At 46.4% G+C, this 17,662-nt stretch carries 10 protein-coding genes; 6 read left to right on the top strand and 4 right to left on the bottom strand.

Going from position 1 to position 17,662, the window contains the following annotated elements:
- Positions 1–10: 10 nt before the first annotated feature.
- The 4 genes from DWU89_RS03170 to DWU89_RS03155 form a co-directional block, all read right to left on the bottom strand.
- Positions 11–4,033, bottom strand: a complete 4,023-nt coding sequence (locus tag DWU89_RS03170) for a glycoside hydrolase family 2 TIM barrel-domain containing protein (RefSeq protein ID WP_115498246.1) — start codon at positions 4,031–4,033, stop codon at positions 11–13.
- Between the two features lie 950 nt (positions 4,034–4,983).
- On the bottom strand, positions 4,984–5,796 hold the full coding sequence (locus DWU89_RS03165) for an energy transducer TonB (protein WP_115498224.1): 813 nt from the start codon (positions 5,794–5,796) through the stop codon (positions 4,984–4,986).
- Positions 5,793–7,382 (bottom strand): outer membrane protein assembly factor BamB family protein, encoded by a 1,590-nt coding sequence (locus DWU89_RS03160; protein ID WP_115498223.1) that lies wholly within the window; start codon positions 7,380–7,382, stop codon positions 5,793–5,795. The genes DWU89_RS03165 and DWU89_RS03160 overlap by 4 nt, the downstream gene beginning before the upstream one ends.
- Before the next feature lie 54 nt (positions 7,383–7,436).
- Positions 7,437–7,838 (bottom strand): A1S_2505 family phage non-structural protein, encoded by a 402-nt coding sequence (locus DWU89_RS03155; protein WP_115498222.1) that lies wholly within the window; start codon positions 7,836–7,838, stop codon positions 7,437–7,439.
- 244 nt (positions 7,839–8,082) lie between these two features.
- Between DWU89_RS03155 and DWU89_RS03150 the strand changes: the two genes are divergently transcribed.
- From DWU89_RS03150 to secA, 6 genes are all read left to right on the top strand, one after another.
- Entirely contained in the window at positions 8,083–8,463 is a 381-nt protein-coding gene (locus DWU89_RS03150; RefSeq protein ID WP_115498221.1) for a GntR family transcriptional regulator, read from the top strand.
- A 5-nt stretch (positions 8,464–8,468) separates the two neighbouring features.
- A complete protein-coding gene (locus tag DWU89_RS03145; RefSeq protein ID WP_115498220.1) occupies positions 8,469–9,356 on the top strand; it encodes a slipin family protein in 888 nt (295 codons plus the stop codon).
- A 49-nt stretch (positions 9,357–9,405) separates the two neighbouring features.
- On the top strand, positions 9,406–11,157 hold the full coding sequence (locus DWU89_RS03140; RefSeq protein WP_115498219.1) for an ABC transporter permease: 1,752 nt from the start codon (positions 9,406–9,408) through the stop codon (positions 11,155–11,157).
- Positions 11,158–11,315: 158 nt separating this feature from the next.
- Positions 11,316–12,515 (top strand): lipoprotein N-acyltransferase Lnb domain-containing protein, encoded by a 1,200-nt coding sequence (locus DWU89_RS03135; RefSeq protein WP_115498245.1) that lies wholly within the window; start codon positions 11,316–11,318, stop codon positions 12,513–12,515.
- A complete protein-coding gene (locus DWU89_RS03130; RefSeq protein ID WP_115498218.1) occupies positions 12,488–14,089 on the top strand; it encodes an alkaline phosphatase family protein in 1,602 nt (533 codons plus the stop codon). The genes DWU89_RS03135 and DWU89_RS03130 overlap by 28 nt, the downstream gene beginning before the upstream one ends.
- Positions 14,090–14,202: 113 nt before the next feature.
- The gene (secA, locus tag DWU89_RS03125) at positions 14,203–17,562 is read left to right on the top strand and encodes a preprotein translocase subunit SecA (RefSeq protein ID WP_115498217.1); all 3,360 of its coding nucleotides are present in this window, start codon (positions 14,203–14,205) and stop codon (positions 17,560–17,562) included.
- The last annotated feature ends 100 nt before the right edge of the window (positions 17,563–17,662 follow it).

Genomic DNA, 17,662 nt, shown 5'->3' with positions numbered 1-17,662 from the left:
TAAAGATCAATCAATCAGCAAGAATCACAAGCTCGGCACCGGAAGCAAAATCCTGTCCGCGCTGCTCGCTCAATGCTGTAAAACGGATATAACGGGCTTTTACCGGTTTATCAAACAGCACTTTCTTTTCTTTCAGGTTATTTTCAAAAGTGCCTTTTTGTATCGGTTCGCCCCAGTTCTTACCATCCTGGCTGACACTGATGGAGTAATCCTTGATATTTCCGTTAACGCCATCCTGGCGGGGCAGGAATGCAAATCCTTTGATCAGCTTTTCTTCGCCGGCATCCAGATCCACCCAATGCGGATACTTGGCAACCGTTACTGAAAACATCGTGTGCCAGATCGTATTCGGATCACCATCCGTCAAATTCTTGGCATCTCCATAACCGGACTCTTCGCTGCTCGTATAGATTACTTCAGTCTGGATACTTTCTATTTTGCTGAATGAAGCCGTCGCATTGATTTCAGGATTATCCTTAAACCAAGCTTTTACCATGCCGCCATCACGGAATGGAATCGGCTCCGTATATTCTTTTGCTTTCCCTTTTCCATCGATCGTATAGCAGATCACGGCTCCTTTACGCGCAGAAGAAAGTTCTACCGCTCCGGCACGGTTACGCATGATTGTCAACGGTACTTCACCGGCAGGTGCGACATTAGCCGTTGCCGTCAGATCTTTTCCGGCAGGACGGATGATAAAGCCCATATTATGATGGCCGGCAAAAACACGGTCCTGTTCCAACGGCCCGCCTTGTCCGCAACTGTTTCCTCCCAATCCGGTCACAGCTGCATCCAGATGCAGATACGTATCTCCGGCTGCCGGCAACTGATACGGATGCGGTGCCAGAATCAGGTCTAAAGCCGAATACTGGAGAGCGGATGCAGACAAACGGTCGGTGGCCACAAACACGGCACCTTCTCCGGCAGGATTGGTCAATGCACACCAGCGCACATCTTCATGATTTCCCATATCCTGCGGTTTCGGGAAGTTTACAAACTCACCTGCCACCGTATTTTTATGCTGTTCGATAAACTGCCCGCTCTTACGATCGGCATAGTTATCGACCGGTCCACGTCCGTAATAAGTAAAGTCGGAATACTGTTTCGGCATTTTCATTACATAACCCAAGCGCGGCAAAACCAGACTCGGACGGTTGGATGTGATACTGGACTGCAACTCGATAGAGCCATCCGGATAAACAGTCCAAATCTGATTGGTTACAAATTTGAAATCGTTTTCTCCGAATTTAGAATCTGTCAATTCTTCAATGCTGTTCTTTCCGGAACTTGTCCCGCCTTTAATCTTTGCGCCGTTCGGGGCCTGCGATTCAACAGTGAAAGCAAGGACAACCGTACCGTCCTTTTTCTCCAGGATCGTACTGTTCGTTGCTTTATGTTTCAGGTTGTGAAGACCTTGTTCAAACCATTGCGAATAGAACCAGTTATCATTATTGGTAAAAGCACGCAAAGCGTCGAGCTTCGGTCCATTTCCGTCGGCTATAATCGTTTTACCGCCATACACCAAACTGTAAATTGTACCCGTTCCCATATCGAACTTAGCGACAAAGCCATCGCCTGCTATCGTTTTAATCGAAGCGTCCGAATCATTCAAACTTACTTTTCCGGCAGAAGCTGTCACTTCGGCTATAGAAGGACGTGCTGTCGCCTCCTGCAACAACATCTGTTCTTCTGCCTGCACAAATCCTTTTTCAGCCCAAGGCATATTCTCTTTCAGCAGGAACTGTACCTTTACAAAATACTCCGAACTGTTTTTGAGTTTATCGAAAGGCACAGGAATCGATATTTTCGCTCTGGTACGGGCGGCAATTGTTCCGGCATTAACCAGACCGGTTTGAACCTCCTTGCCGTTTTCATAAAGCGACCATTTTACGTCATAATCCGAAAGGTCTTTAAAATAGTATTTATTGAAGACTTCAAAGGAGCCTTTCTGTACATCGAGGGCTTTCACCTCTATATTCTGGTACACTTTCTTCACTTCGTAATACTGCGGTTTCGGCTCCAGATCACCAAACACGATACCGTTCATCACAAACTGCCCGTCATTCGGCGTATCACCGAAATCACCTCCATAAGCCAGATAACGTTTGCCGGTCTTCTTATCGTAATTGTACATAGACTGGTCCACCCAATCCCAGATGGCACCGCCACAGAAGAAGTTCGTCGATTCGATCGCTTCCCAATAATCCACCAGGTTACCGCAAGCATTTCCCATCGAATGGGCATACTCGGAAATATGGAACGGATATTTGATATCATAATCGCCTTTTACTGCGCCACGCGTCCACCCGATAGACGGATATTGGTTCGAACCCATATCCACAATGTCATTATTACGTTCATATTGAACAGGACGTGATTTATCTACCTGCTTCAAAGCATTATAAGCGGCAACGAAGTTATCGCCCGGGCCCGCCTCGTTTCCTAACGACCAGATCACGATAGCCGGATTGTTGATATTGGCATGGACCATTTCCATCACACGTGCTACATGAGCCTTCTTCCATTCAACCGGATGCGACAGGGAAGCAGCACCATAATAATATTCGTGCGACTCGATATTCGCCTCATCTTCCAGGTAAATACCATATTTATTACACAGGAAATACCAATACGGATCATCCGGATAGTGCGAGTTACGCACATGGTTGATATTGGCACGCTTCATCAGCATCACCTCTTTTTCCATCATCTCACGGGTAATGGCATGTCCGACCGCCGGATTCGATTCGTGACGGTTGACGCCTTTCAACTTAACAGTCTTACCATTTATATAATAGTAACGGCCTGCCAACCCGAATTCATCTTTTTCTGCCGGCGTATCTTTTATCTCTACTTTGCGGAATCCGACAATTGTCGAAACCGTTTCCACCGTCTTTCCTTTGGCATTCTTCAATTCCGCCACCAACGTATAACGATACGGAAATTCGGCCGACCATTTATTGGGAGCCTTCACGTTCAACACAGCCTGTGCTGATTGTGTCTGGCCTGGGTTTACGGCATCGAGCATAGCCGTAGCGATCACATTGTCGACTTTTGTATTCTCATCCGAATACAGTTTGTTTGCATACAACGTATATTCCAGCTTATATCCTTTTGCCGCCTTCTTATCCAGATTGCGCACGTCGGCTGAGATTGCTAACGAACCATCCGTATAGGCAGCATCCAAATCAGGTGTTACAACCAGGTCGCGCACATGCACTTTCGGAACCGAATAAAGAGCCACCGTCCGGAAAATACCCGGCAGACGGAACATATCCTGCGCTTCCAGGAAAGAGCCGTCGGAACTGCGATAGACTTCTGCCGCCACTACATTTGCCCCTTTACGAAGATAAGGAGTTATATTAAAATTAGCCGCGTTGCGGGAATTCTTGGAAAAACCGACATACTGACCGTTAATCCACAGATAAAAGAAAGAATCGACGCCATCGAAGCTGATAAAGACTTCACGGCCATCCCAATCCTGCGGGATGTCGAAGTTACGACGGTAAGAGCCGACTTCATTCCGGTGTTTATAAGTCGTCCAGTTTGTCGGAGGAGTCCGCATCACACCGCCGCGCCAGTCGTCCACCGCCACTTTATGCTGGAAGATAACGGGCTGGTTCACATAGATAGGCACACCATATTTCTGGCTTCCGTCTTTCTGAATACCATAGATATTCCAGCTGGAAGGAACCGGGATGTTATCCCATCCGGAGGCATCGAATTCTGTTTTATAAAAATCTTTCGGACGGGAATCGGGATCGGGCGCCCAATTGAATTTCCAGTCACCATTCAGCGACTGCCAGAATTTACTGTTTTCAGGCAACACCTTACGGGCATTCTCCACATCCTGGAAAGGGAAAATATAAGCATGCGGCTGTTCTTTGTTCAGAGCCAGATTCTCAGGCGACTCCCATTCTTTACCGGTCGGCGCTTCCACCGAACCATAACTAAATCCCCCAAGCGGCTGTTGATCCGCCATACCATGAAAAGAGGCACAGCAAAGCGCTAAGGTTAACGAGATTTTTTTCAAGTTGTCCATGTTAGATATTAATAGATTTTATTTGTGTATTCATTCTTAGACGTGCCAAAATGTTCACAAATATACGCAAATAAGACAGGATACGAAAGAATTATCAGTATCTTTATCTATATTCAAAAACAGATACCCCCAGTCCTCTATTTCATAAATTAGCCAAACGCTTTACAGACTACCTTGACAACCCGCTTTTTATTTTATTGAATGGCACAGAAACAGTTTTAAGAAATAATGAGCTATCCTGTTCCCGCGCTCCGACGCGGGATCGCAAAATAGCCTGCCACATCCTTAATCTTCATTTATAGGTTCAGGATAACGCCTGTTTCCTTGCGATCCCGCGTCGGAGCGCGGGAACGGGATAGTTCAGTTCTGCCAAGTTTTGAACCTCCTGCAAACCTAATAAATTACAATAACCCCCATTCCGGCCGTTTTTCTATTTCATCCGAAATCTTGATCCATTTTGGATTGACTCTTTTCACGGTTTTAATCAGATCGAATGACAATAGAAAAAATGAGGTGCGCAGTCCGTCTCGGAAAGCGTACAATTTGATTACCAAAAAGCGAAAACGCCGACAATGTGATAAACCTTAACTCCCGGAGAATCGAATATTTGAAAATAAAACGGACGGCGTTCCAAATATCGCAAGGAAATTCAGACGCTTTTTTGCCATGAAAACGGTCCTCTTTTCAATTAGGACGGTCATAATCGCCATTACGACCGTCCTAATCTTCGCGAGGTGCCGAGTGCACTGCCTATTAGAACGGTCGCAATGGCAAAGAGGACGGTCATAATTGCGGAAAACGCTCAAAAAAAGCGAAAAAGTCCCTTTTTGAGGCCCGAAAAGCGGATTAACATTTGTTTTGTTTCGGATGTCTTTTGGGTCTGAAAAATGCGTTTTATACAATAAGCCCCCCTAAGTAATTGAATGTTGATTTCCTTCTGGTCAGGACTTATCATGCCTACGTTCCTTTTCCCAATTTGTTGATTCGGGATAGAACCAGCGACCGTCTTTTTTATTTTTCCTGGGGGAAAAACTGTAAAAACTTTTGACATTCCGCTTAATATCTTTCGCCGGATTAAACCTTAACGACTTCAAAAGTCCCAGTATAGCACGCCTATCCTCTCCTTCCAAACTCTCTTGGGATGAAAGCGAACAACAATAAGGCTTTCCATTTTCATCTATCAATATCATTGTCTGCAAGTACTGATTTCCATAGTTTATTTCAGACAGCCTTTCACAAATCAAGTCTGCATATTTTTTAGACGACCTCTTCAAACTTGGAGGTACAGCCCAAAATGTAACAAGAGAGTTCTCCATCCATTTCCCATACCTCTCATTAAATTCTTCAAAGCAATCAGATGTATCCTTGTCAAAGAATACCCTGCGATTCATTTGTTCATCGAGAAAAAAATCAACCGGAATAACATATCTAACAGCAACTGGCCGATCTTTTTGCTTCGCCGGAGTAACAAATTTAATCAAGCGGGCAACTCGCAACGCCTCCCGATCCAAATCATCACGCACGCCACGAAGAATCTCATGTTTAACCGTATTACCGGCAGTGTCAACCCAAAATTCAACAGAAACCCGTCCCTCTACGGAATCATGAAGCGCTTCAACAGGATAAGATATATTTGATTGAATAAAGGCTTTTATATCCCCATCGAAACAAGGAGGCTCAGAAACTGCAGTAATTAAGAAGTCTTCCTGTTGAACAGATACCAAACTTAATAATATATTCAACCAGTATTTCATTCTTCTATTCCCGATATTTCAACAAGCCGTTTTCGATCAGGACTGAAAGCATAGATTTTATCTCCAATAGTAAATAAATCAGAGGAAACACGTAAAGTCGCTTTTCTATTTCCTTCAGGGTTCAACAAATAAACATCCTTTTTATAATCGACCATTGAAAAGTCATCCTGCAGCGACCTGTAAAATCCGATTTCCTCAAAAGAGAATGTTTGCAAACGATTCAAAGATTGATCGACATCAAAGACCTGCCCTTTATCCGTGTAAATAAAATAAGTCGGAGTCCCCAACGTTTCATTGCATTTCTTAAAACCGGAACTGTTTTTATCTTCCAAATAAAAAGGACGTTTCACCATGCCTATTATTTTGCCATCCGTTTCGGTATCCCATCGATACTCCATCATGGAATCCGACCCAAACGGAGCTACCACCATCCGGTCTTCAAACAGTAAAACAGCACGTTCGTTGTCTCTGTCAACCCACAAGTCCTCAACCATTTCCTTCTTTTCCGATAAAAAGTGAAAACTGATATTCTTACCTGATTTCCTATCAAAACAGGCAATAAATGGTTTACCGATCTTAGCCTTCAGATGACTCTTGGCATAAGAATCCGAATGATTCCTTATATTATCACGATATCCATATCCATAATTAACCATATACAAATAATCCCCATAAAAAAAGAGTACTGAGCGGGATGCTGAACTTTCAGGAATCGGATATCCCCATTTCATATTTAGTTGCCGATCCAGGCAAAGAAGTTGTTCCCGGTTTGCTACATAAAGCAAAGAATCATCAAGCAACACATCTGAAACGAGATCAACCACTACGTTATTTCCATAAGGAACAACAGCCATTCCTGTTAAAACACCGCTTAAAACGCCTAATGCCCCCAATGCAGCAGTCGCTCTATAGTCATCAACTCCGGTTTTCATCAGAAAACTATTACCTGTTCCATCAGACAAGTTTACAGTATGAAGTCCGTCGGAGACAATCAGCCTTGTCGAATCATCCAGCATTAAACTTTCATTCCAACCATACCGATGGCTGATTTCCCGCTTCCATAACATATCACCGGTATTCATATCATAGCCTTGCAATTGTCTGGAAACTCCATTCATTGTACTTCCCTTGTAAGCCAACAAACAATTACCCTGTGTATTCAATGAATAAGGGACCATTTTCTTCCCTTTCCATATCTCTGCTCCGGTCCGCAAATCAAGTAAAAAGTACTTATCCTTTGAAACAAATGACACTCCTTTATTCGTAAGTTTGGCCTCTTGCATAAAATAATTAATAGGACGTTGCCACAAGACTTTTTTATCAGGCAGAGAAATCATCCATATATCTCCGGTGTTCTTGACAGATGTCTCCTTTTTATTCAGATCGCGACCTTGTACCAAGAACAGTGTTCCTGTAGAATCCGCACTTACAGATTGTATCCAGCAAGGAAAATCAATACATTCTCCTATTATGGCAGTACTGTCCATACGAACCCCAATCGTATCATTTAAAAAGCTCTGTGCTTCACCTTTGACGAGATTCAAGGCTGCAACAACCAACAGTAAATACAATTGTCTTATTCCCATCTTAAATTTAATTATTTCCAAGTTTCGTCACTAATACATTAATATATAGAACGGTTATTCCAATAATATATTCCAAAACCTTTCCGGAAGATGAATATTCTCAACCGGAACAGCATCTCTGAATAAAGGCGCTATCTCTTCCGGGCGGAAACCAGCGATACCGCAACCGATTTCCGTTACCAGAAAAGTCAGTTCAGGATGTTCCTTGGCAAAACGGATGAACTCATCCACATAAGGGCGGATTTCTTCTACTCCGCCATGCATCGTAGGAATGCCATACGTTTGTCCCTGTAATCCGGCGCCTTGTCCCCAGATTGCCCCCCATTTACGGAAGGCTAAAAGTGCTGCGCCTCCACCGTGAGCGCCTTCCAGGTTACTGCCAAACACAAATATTTCTCCTGGATTCAGTTCCTGGATCCGACTGTTTGTAATTCGTTTCTGATTGTTTGTCTTCATCTTGTAATATTTAGTTGACAAATATATCCTTAATTATCATATATATAAAAACTCAAACGACGAAGATATATTGTTTTGAATGTAACCTAATGCCCACTGTAGGAAATATCCGAAAACAAGGACAAATGTACGAGTACAGAAATTATCCGAAAAAATCTCACAAAAGATTTGGAAGATTAAAATCTTTCCGTACCTTTGTCATATAACAATAGTGCAATATTTGTATAATATAATATAGGAATTTATGATTAAGTTTGTATTAGATTATTCCAGCGGAGTGCCGGTCTACCGCCAGATTATCGACCAGATTATATTCGGTATAGCATCCGGACAACTTAAATTGGGCGAACAGCTTCCTACGGTCAGAGCGCTTGCCGTAGAGTTAAAAGTAAACCTCAACACGGTATCCAAAGCATATAAAGAACTGGAGATTAAAGACATTTTAGAGACTCAACAAGGAACCGGAACTTTTATCAACAAGACGGAAAACGTGATGCCGGAAAAGGAAAGGAATGATAAACTGAAAGAAATTTGCATACAGTTTTCTTCCGTTGCACACAGTTACGGCTTCAGCCTAAATGAAGTCATACGAGAACTAAAGAATATAGGAACTTCTAAAAAATAAAGATTATGACAACAAGTGTAATTAACAAGGGGCGGTTTAATCCCATTTCCCTTTCCGTGTTGCTGATATTGCTTTGCGTATCGGTTGTGTTGTATGTTTTGCACATCATAAACATTCCGATGCTGGTGCTTCTGGTTATCTTTTCCGGATTACTGGCTTCCGCCATCTGCATTGCCGACCAATGGGAACGTGCTGTGGTGTTGCGTATGGGAAAATACAAAGGGTTAAAAGGCCCCGGTCCTTTTATGATCATCCCGATCATCGACACAGTCTCGGGTTATATCGACCAGCGGGTGCGGGTTAGTTCTTTCAAGGCGGAGCAGACACTGACCAAAGATACGGTGCCGGTCAATGTGGATGCAGTCGTGTACTGGACGGTTTGGGATGCGGAAAAAGCAGCCCTGGAAGTGCAGGAATACCAGAAAGCCATCGAACACATCGCCCAAACCGGTTTAAGAGATACGATCGGCAAACATGAGCTGTCGACTCTCTTGCAGGAGCGCGATAAAATCGCCGAAGACCTGCAACAAGTTTTAGACCATAACACAAGCCCTTGGGGCATCACCTGTCAAACCGTCGGCATCAACGACATCGCCATCCCGCAGGCTCTGGCCGATGCCATGAGTAAAGAAGCGCAGGCCGAGCGTGAAAGAAGGGCGCGTGTCATCTTAGGAACGGCCGAAACGGAGATTGCCGAAAAGTTCGAGCAGGCAAGCCGGAAGTACACCAATAATCCTGTCGCCTTGCATCTGAGAGGCATGAATATGCTGTTTGAGGGCCTGAAAGAAAAAGGCTCTATGGTCATCGTTCCCAGTTCGGCACTCGATTCTATGAATCTGGGCGCTATGGGAGGCTTGGTTTCGTTAGCGAAGAGCGGCGAAACACCGGTCTGAGAACAACCGGATAACAACAACTATTAATTCACTTTAAATCACATCGGATATGAAAACAATCGCGCGAAACTTCCTGAGTGTGCTACGCCGTTTCAAAATGGCAACCATATTGAATGTGTTGGGATTGAGCATTGCCTTTGTGGCCTTTATGCTTATCATGATACAAGTGAATTATGACCTGGGCTTCGATTCTTGCCAGAAGAATGCCTGTTCGATATTCCGTTTGGATATCGAACAGGGCGGAAGCGCGAAAGCAATCGTCTGCCGCCCTTTCGCACGGGCGTTTACCGAATCGTCTCCACATATAAAAGAAGGATGTGTCATGGCAGCATGGTCGAACAACTTCCTGCTCTATGTGGAACAAAACGGAAAACAGGTGAACTACGATGAAGATGTCTGGAGCGTTTCGCCCGAAATCATGCAGGTCTTCCATTTCGACATGCTGGAAGGCGACGCACAGTCGTTAGACGAGCCCAACAGCGTTATCATCCCTGAAAGTACAGCCCGGAGACTCTTCGGCAACAAATCGGCGATAAACAAACAACTGCACGTTTACATTCCGCAAATGGCTCCGATGACCGTCAAAGGCGTCTATAAGGATTTCCCCCGCAACTCTTCCCTGAAGAACTCGATGTACGCATCCATGAATCCGAAGGAAAGCTACGACGATTGGGAAAACTGGGGCTATCTGTTTTTCCTCCGCCTCGACGATCCGGCCAATAAAGAAAGTGTCCTGGACAATTTCAGGAAGAACTTCAATGCGAAAGAAATCCTCGAAAGCGGCTTGTTCGGAGAAGACAAGGACGCGATCGTCTACCATCTGACCTCTTTGCCGGCTCTCCATTTCCTGACTAACGTGGATTTCGACACGATGCCGAAGGCGAGCCGCCAGACGATATTCGTTCTATTCTCCATCGCCTTTATCATCCTTATCATTGCCGGGATTAATTTCACGAACTTCAGCAGGATAGGACACCGGATGCGGAACATGCTGATTGGTTTCCAACTCGCGGTCTCTCTCGTGCTAATCGCCGGAGCTTTGATCGTGCACCTGCAAAATTATTATATGCGGCATGCGCCGTTAGGTTATGACAAAAACGAAACTGTTGTCGCTCATTTAAATGTTAAGATCAACAGAAACCGGGAGGCATTCACGAATCGGTTGAAAGCATTCGCCGATGTAAAAGACGTCACCTATTCCCAATTCTTGTTATCCAGTCAAAAGCAATACATGGGCTACGGACGCGATTACAACGGTAAACCGATTACTTTCCAGTGCATTCCCGTATCATCTTCCTTCCTGAAAGTTATGGGAATAGAAGTGACAGAAGGCCGGGATTTCCGCCCGGAAGACGATCAGAAAGAGACAGGTTGCTATCTGTTTAACGAAAAGGCGAGGGCGGAATATGGCCTGAAGTTGAATGAAAAGATAGAAGGGGCAGAAATTATCGGCTTCATCCCCGACATCAAGTTCGCCTCTTTCCGCCAGGAAGTTGCGCCAATGGCTTTTTACGTGTGGGGCAAGTACCAGTGGGGACAGGAAGGCCATTTCTACGACGTCGCCTACGTGAAGTTCAAGGCGGGTAGTGACCTGCACGCGGGGATGAAACATGTACGCGAATCGTTAGCCGGGTTCGACAACGAATCATCTTTCGATGTCCGTAGCTACGACGAAGTGCTGCAGCAGACTTACAAGCAGGAGTCGAACTTTGACTCACTGATTACATTGTCCGGCTTTGCTGCTATCTTCATCTTGATCGCAGGAGTATTCGGAAGAAGACTGGAAGGCCGGAGAAAATAATCCGCATCTCCGGCACTTTTTTCTCCTGTTCTGTCGTATCTTTGTTGCGCAGACAATCACGTGCAGTACACAAAAATTTACTGACGGATAGTCTGGAAATAGGAATAAGCAAAATCTATCGAACGAGCAAACAAAGGCTACAAATTATGGGGAATAAAATAAATAAGCACCTGATCCTTTCTTTATTACTTTTTTTCCTGCTGCCGCTTCAGGCGCAGACTCCACAGCTTAGTAACGATGCGAAGATCAGCCTGCTGACGGTTTCGCCGTCGGATGATGCGGTTTATACGGTTTACGGGCATTCGGCGCTCCGGGTGCAGGACGCGGCGCAAAAGATCGATGCGGTGTTCAACTACGGGATCTTCTCTTTTGCCAAACCTAATTTCATTTACCGCTTTGCCAAAGGGGAAACGGATTACCGATTAGGTGTGGAACACTTCCGAGACTTCATGATCGAATATGAGATGCGGGGAAGCGAAGTGACGGAACAAGTGCTGGACCTCGACTCCATCACGAAGAACCGGATATGGGAGGCCTTGCTCATCAATAACCGGCCGGAAAACAGAGTCTACCGGTATAATTTCTTTTTCGATAACTGCGCGACCCGTCCGGCAGCTATCGTGGAGGCGAACGTAGAAGGCAAGATTCATTTTCCCGACCCGGGTAGGAAACAGACGTTCCGCAATATGATAAACGATTGCACCCGCAATCATCCCTGGTTGACATTCGGATGCGACCTGGCGTTGGGAAGCCCGACCGACCGCGTCGCGACGCCCCGCGAAGAGATGTTCCTGCCGATCTATCTGAAAGAGGCTTTCGGGAAGGCTACCATCAACGGAACAGACGGTTCGGTCCGGAATCTGGTCGGCTCGGAACAAATCCTGACGGAAGGGATCACGGACGATACCGACGTGGAGAGCGATCTCTTCACCCCGCTTGTCTGCTGCTGGACGTTTTTCCTGCTTGTGTTAGCGGTCACTTTTATCGAATGGCGCCGGAAAACATATTTCCGCATTGTCGACTGCGTCCTGTTTTTCATAGCGGGAATGGCAGGTGTCGTGATGTTCTTCCTCTGCTTCATTTCAACGCATCCGAGCATCTGGCCGAACTGGTCGATCGTCTGGTTACAACCATTTGATCTGATAGCTGTTATTTTGTTTGCAGTAAAAAAGTTAAGAAAGGCTGCATATTACTATCATTTTATTAACTTTGCGGCGCTTACGCTAATGCTGGCTGGCTGGTATTTCATTCCACAGCACTTAAATACAGCATTCATCCCTTTGGTAATGAGCCTTTGGCTGCGTTCGGGATATGGCGTTTACAGAAAAATATGGAACATCGGGTACGGAAAATACTAACATCGCTCATCGCAATTCTGGCAGCGACCAATATGGAGGCTCAACAGAGCACGCCCAAATTGGTTGTATGCATCACGGTTGACCAGTTGCGTGGCGATTACATCGAATACTTCTACAATACATTCGGCGAGCGCGGATTCAAGCGGTTGATGAATGAAGGACTGGTGTATAGCAATATCCGGTTCGAATTTTCCGATATCGACGAGGCCAGCGCCTTTGCAACCCTGTTCACCGGAAGCAACCCGAACTTCAACGGGATATCCGGGACTAACACATACGATTTCGATAAAGACAGGGAAGTTTCGATCCTGAACGATCCGGATTATCTCGGCAACTATACGAAAGAGCATTATTCTCCCCGCAAACTAATCAGCTCCACCATCGGAGACGAACTGAAAATCGCCTCCAAAGGAAGAAGCGACGTTTACTCCATCGCTCCCAATCCGGAGAGCGCCATCATCTCGGCCGGACATGCGGCCAACGGTGCATTCTGGATGGACGATTACAACGGAAAATGGGCGACAACGACTTACTATAAAGGGCTTCCCTGGTATGTCGACCGCTACAATAACGGGCCGGAATCCTTGTCGGCACGCCTGGAACAGATGGCTTGGACGCCGTCATTGCCGTTGGACAAATTCAATGCTTTCCCGTATGTGCTGGATGAAATTCCTTTCAAATATACATTTAAGGAAAACACAAACGAGTGTTTCTTCAACTTAAAGACCTCGCCCTTTATCAATAAGGAAGTCAACCGCTTGGCGCTTCAATTCCTCGAATACGGAGCTTTCGGTACACGTTCCTGTCCGGATATGCTTGCCATCACTTATTATGCCGGCAACTATCGAGGAAACATGAACAAGGAATACACCCGCGAGATACAGGACACTTACTATCAACTGGATAAGGACCTGGAGGAGTTGCTGGACAAGATCGACAAGAAGGTCGGGCTCAACAATACGCTGATCGTATTCACCGGTTCCGGCTATTACAAGAGCGAAGAAGAATACCCGGAAGGGATGCAGCTGATTAACGGCGAATTCCACCCGAAACGGTGCGTCGCCCTGCTCAATATGTACTTGATGGCTCTCTACGGCCAGCACACAAACTGGGTAAAAGGTTTCTATAACAACCAGATTTATCTGAACCGCAAAGCGATAGAAGATGCCAAGCTGGAACTGATCACCATACAGGAAAAGGCCGCCGAATTCCTGCGCGAGTTCAGCGGCGTACAGTTCGTTGCAACGGAAAATGTGCTCCGTACGGGCAACTGGAACGAAAAAACTTCCCAATACCTACATGGTACGCATCTGTCAAACCGTGGCGACCTGATCATCGAGTTGCAACCGGGATGGACCATCAACAACGACGATCCGAAAGCGAAAATAAAAGTAATACGAAATAATGCAGTGATAACCCCGCTGGTATTTATGGGCAACGGTCTCAAACCGGAACATATCTACCGCGAAGTAAAAGCCACAGAGGTAGCCCCTACGGTAACCCACGTGCTGAGGATCAGACCGCCAAACGCATCCCTCAGCTTGCCGCTCCGGGAATTGACAATCAAAAAATAAGATTGAATCATCAGTTCCCCCGGTTTCAAACAATACTATTTTAAAACTAAATAAAAGAATAATAACGTCCGAAGATTAGGAGAACTCTTAATCTTCAATTCAATAATTATATCATGGGATTTAATGAATTTATGACGAAGCTGTTCGGCAACAAGTCGCAGCGTGACCTGAAAGAGATTACCCCGTATGTGGATAAGATCAAGGCCGTATGTCCGTCAATCCAAAAGCTCTCGAACGACGAGCTTCGTGTAAAAACAGACGAGATCAAACAACGTATCCAGGACTATGTAGCCGATGAACGCGCCAAAGTGGAAGAACTGCGCAAAGGCATCGACGACAAAGAACTGGAAGAACGTGAAGCGATCTGGGCTGAAGTAGACAAGATCGAAAAAGAAATCACAGAAAAGATGGAAGTCGTACTGGAAGAATCTCTTCCGGAAGTATTCTCCATCATGAAAGATACGGCTCGCCGTTTCACAGAGAACGAAACGATCGAAGTGACGGCAAACGACTTCGACCGCAATCTGGCTACCAAATTCGACTTTGTGGAAATAGACGGCGACAAAGCCCTCTACCACAACCATTGGGTTGCCGGCGGTAACGAAATCACTTGGGACATGGTCCACTACGATGTCCAGCTGTTCGGTGGTGTCGTTCTGCATAAAGGTAAGATTGCAGAAATGGCAACCGGTGAAGGTAAAACATTGGTAGCAACTCTGCCGGTATTCCTGAACGCGCTGACACGCAACGGTGTGCATGTCGTAACAGTGAACGACTATCTGTCCAAACGTGACTCGGAATGGATGGGCCCGCTTTATATGTTCCACGGACTTTCCGTTGACTGTATCGACAAACACCAGCCGAACTCCGATGCCCGCCGTGCGGCTTACAATGCAGATATCACATTCGGTACGAACAACGAATTCGGCTTCGACTACCTGCGCGACAATATGGCGATCAGCCCGAACGACCTGGTACAGCGCAAACACAACTATGCGATTGTCGATGAGGTCGACTCCGTATTGATCGATGATGCCCGTACGCCGTTGATCATCTCCGGTCCGATCCCCCGCGGTGAGGAACAGTTGTTCGAACAGTTCCGTCCGAACGTGGAAGTGGTTGTTAATGCACAGAAAGACCTTTGCTCCAAATTCCTGATCGAAGCCAAGAAGAAAATGGCAAGCAGCGACCAGAAAGAGGTGGAAGAAGGTTCCATCCAGCTCTACCGCTCTTTCAAGGGATACCCACGCAACAAGGCGCTTATCAAATTCCTGAGCGAACAGGGCGTTAAGGCCCAGATGTTGAAGACGGAAGAATACTTCATGTCTGAAAACATGCGCCATATGCACGAAGCGACAGACGAACTGTACTTCGTGATCGACGAAAAGAACAACAGCATCGAACTGACAGATAAAGGTATCGACCTGCTGACCGGTAACTCGGACGACGCGACATTCTTCGTATTGCCTGATATCACCTCACAGCTTTCCGAACTGGAGCACATCCAGAACGAGGAAGAAAGACAGGCCAAGAAAGACGAACTGCTGGCCAACTATTCTGTCAAGAGCGAACGTGTGCATACGATCAACCAGCTGTTGAAGGCTTACACCTTGTTTGAAAAGGACGACGAATACGTGGTGATGGACAACAAGGTCATGATCGTCGACGAACAGACGGGCCGTATCATGGACGGACGCCGTTATTCGGACGGTCTGCACCAGGCTATCGAAGCCAAGGAACGTGTGAAAGTGGAAGCTGCCACACAGACATTCGCAACGATCACCCTGCAGAACTACTTCCGTATGTATCACAAGCTGTCAGGTATGACCGGTACGGCTGAGACGGAAGCAGGCGAATTCTGGGACATCTATAAATTGGATGTTGTCGTAATCCCGACAAACCGCCCGATCGCCCGTAACGATATGAACGACCGCATCTACAAGACCAAACGCGAAAAGTATAACGCCGTAATCGAAGAGATCGTGCAGTTGACCGAAGCCGGACGTCCGGTACTGGTCGGTACGACATCCGTCGAAATCTCCGAATTGCTGAGCCGTATGCTTACGATGCGCAAGATCAAACATAACGTATTGAATGCGAAGTTGCACCAGAAGGAAGCCGAGATCGTAGCAACAGCCGGACAAACCAGTACGGTGACAATCGCTACCAACATGGCCGGTCGTGGTACCGACATCAAGCTATCGCAGGAAGTGAAAGCTGCCGGCGGTTTGGCTATCATCGGTACGGAACGTCACGAAAGCCGCCGTGTCGACCGCCAGTTGCGTGGTCGTGCCGGACGTCAGGGTGACCCGGGTTCTTCTGTATTCTTCGTTTCTTTAGAAGATGACTTGATGCGTCTGTTCGCTTCCGAAAAGATTGCCGGACTGATGGACAAGTTAGGATTCAAGGAAGGCGAAGTGTTGGAGCACAGCATGCTGAGCAAGTCTGTGGAACGTGCACAGAAGAAGGTGGAAGAAAACAACTTCGGTATCCGTAAACGCCTGTTGGAATACGACGACGTGATGAACTCACAGCGTAACGTGATCTACACCCGCCGCCGTCACGCCCTGATGGGAGAACGTATCGGACTGGACGTGTTGAATACGATTTATGATACTTCCGTTGCAATCGTCGACCAGCATTCGGATGGCGATTACGAAGGCTTCAAGCTGGAACTGTTCAAGACGTTCGCTATGGAATGTCCGTTCACAGAAGAGGAATTCAAGAGCGAAAAGGCGGATAAACTGGCCGACAGACTGTTCGACGAAGCGCTGCAACTGTTCAAACGCCGTATGGAACGCATGACACAGGTTGCCAACCCGGTTATCAAACAGGTTTACGAACACCAGGGAGCAATGTATGAAAACATCATGATCCCGATCACAGACGGCAAACGCATGTATAATGTTTCCTGCAACCTGAAAGAAGCATATGAAACAGAGAGTAAGGCCATCACAAAGGCATTCCAGAAATCAATCGTCCTGCATACGATCGACGAAGCCTGGAAAGAACACCTGCGTGAAATGGACGAACTGCGCCACTCGGTACAGAACGCCAGCTACGAAAACAAAGATCCTCTGTTGATCTACAAGCTGGAATCATACAACCTGTTCAAGAACATGGTGGACGTAATGAACCGCAAGACAGCAGCCGTCCTGATGCGTGGTCAGATCCCTGTCCGCGAAGAACCGACCGAAGAAGAAAAGCAGGCTATGGCAGCCCGCCAGGCAGCAGCCGAAGAAGCAGCCCGCCAGCGTATCGCCATCCAGAAAGCCGAGGCCGAACGTCACCAGGACATGAGCAAATATCGTGCAGTAAAAACCGATATCACCGGCAACAACGATCCGGAAGCCCGTGCACCGCAACAGCCGCGCCAGGAACCGGTTCGCGCCGAAAAACGCGTAGGCCGCAACGATCCTTGCCCTTGCGGAAGCGGTAAGAAATACAAGAACTGTCACGGACAGGGTTTATAATCCCCTCCCTGCTATAAACAAAGGCGGCCCAAAAGGTCGTCTTTGTTGTTTCGAAAAAATAACATTACCGAAATATCATTTTGTCAGATTATTCGTATAT

It is taken from the genome of Parabacteroides acidifaciens (genome assembly GCF_003363715.1).
Classification (GTDB): domain Bacteria; phylum Bacteroidota; class Bacteroidia; order Bacteroidales; family Tannerellaceae; genus Parabacteroides; species Parabacteroides acidifaciens.
Note: the sequence above shows the minus strand (reverse complement) of the source record. Positions and strands in the feature narration are given on the sequence as shown.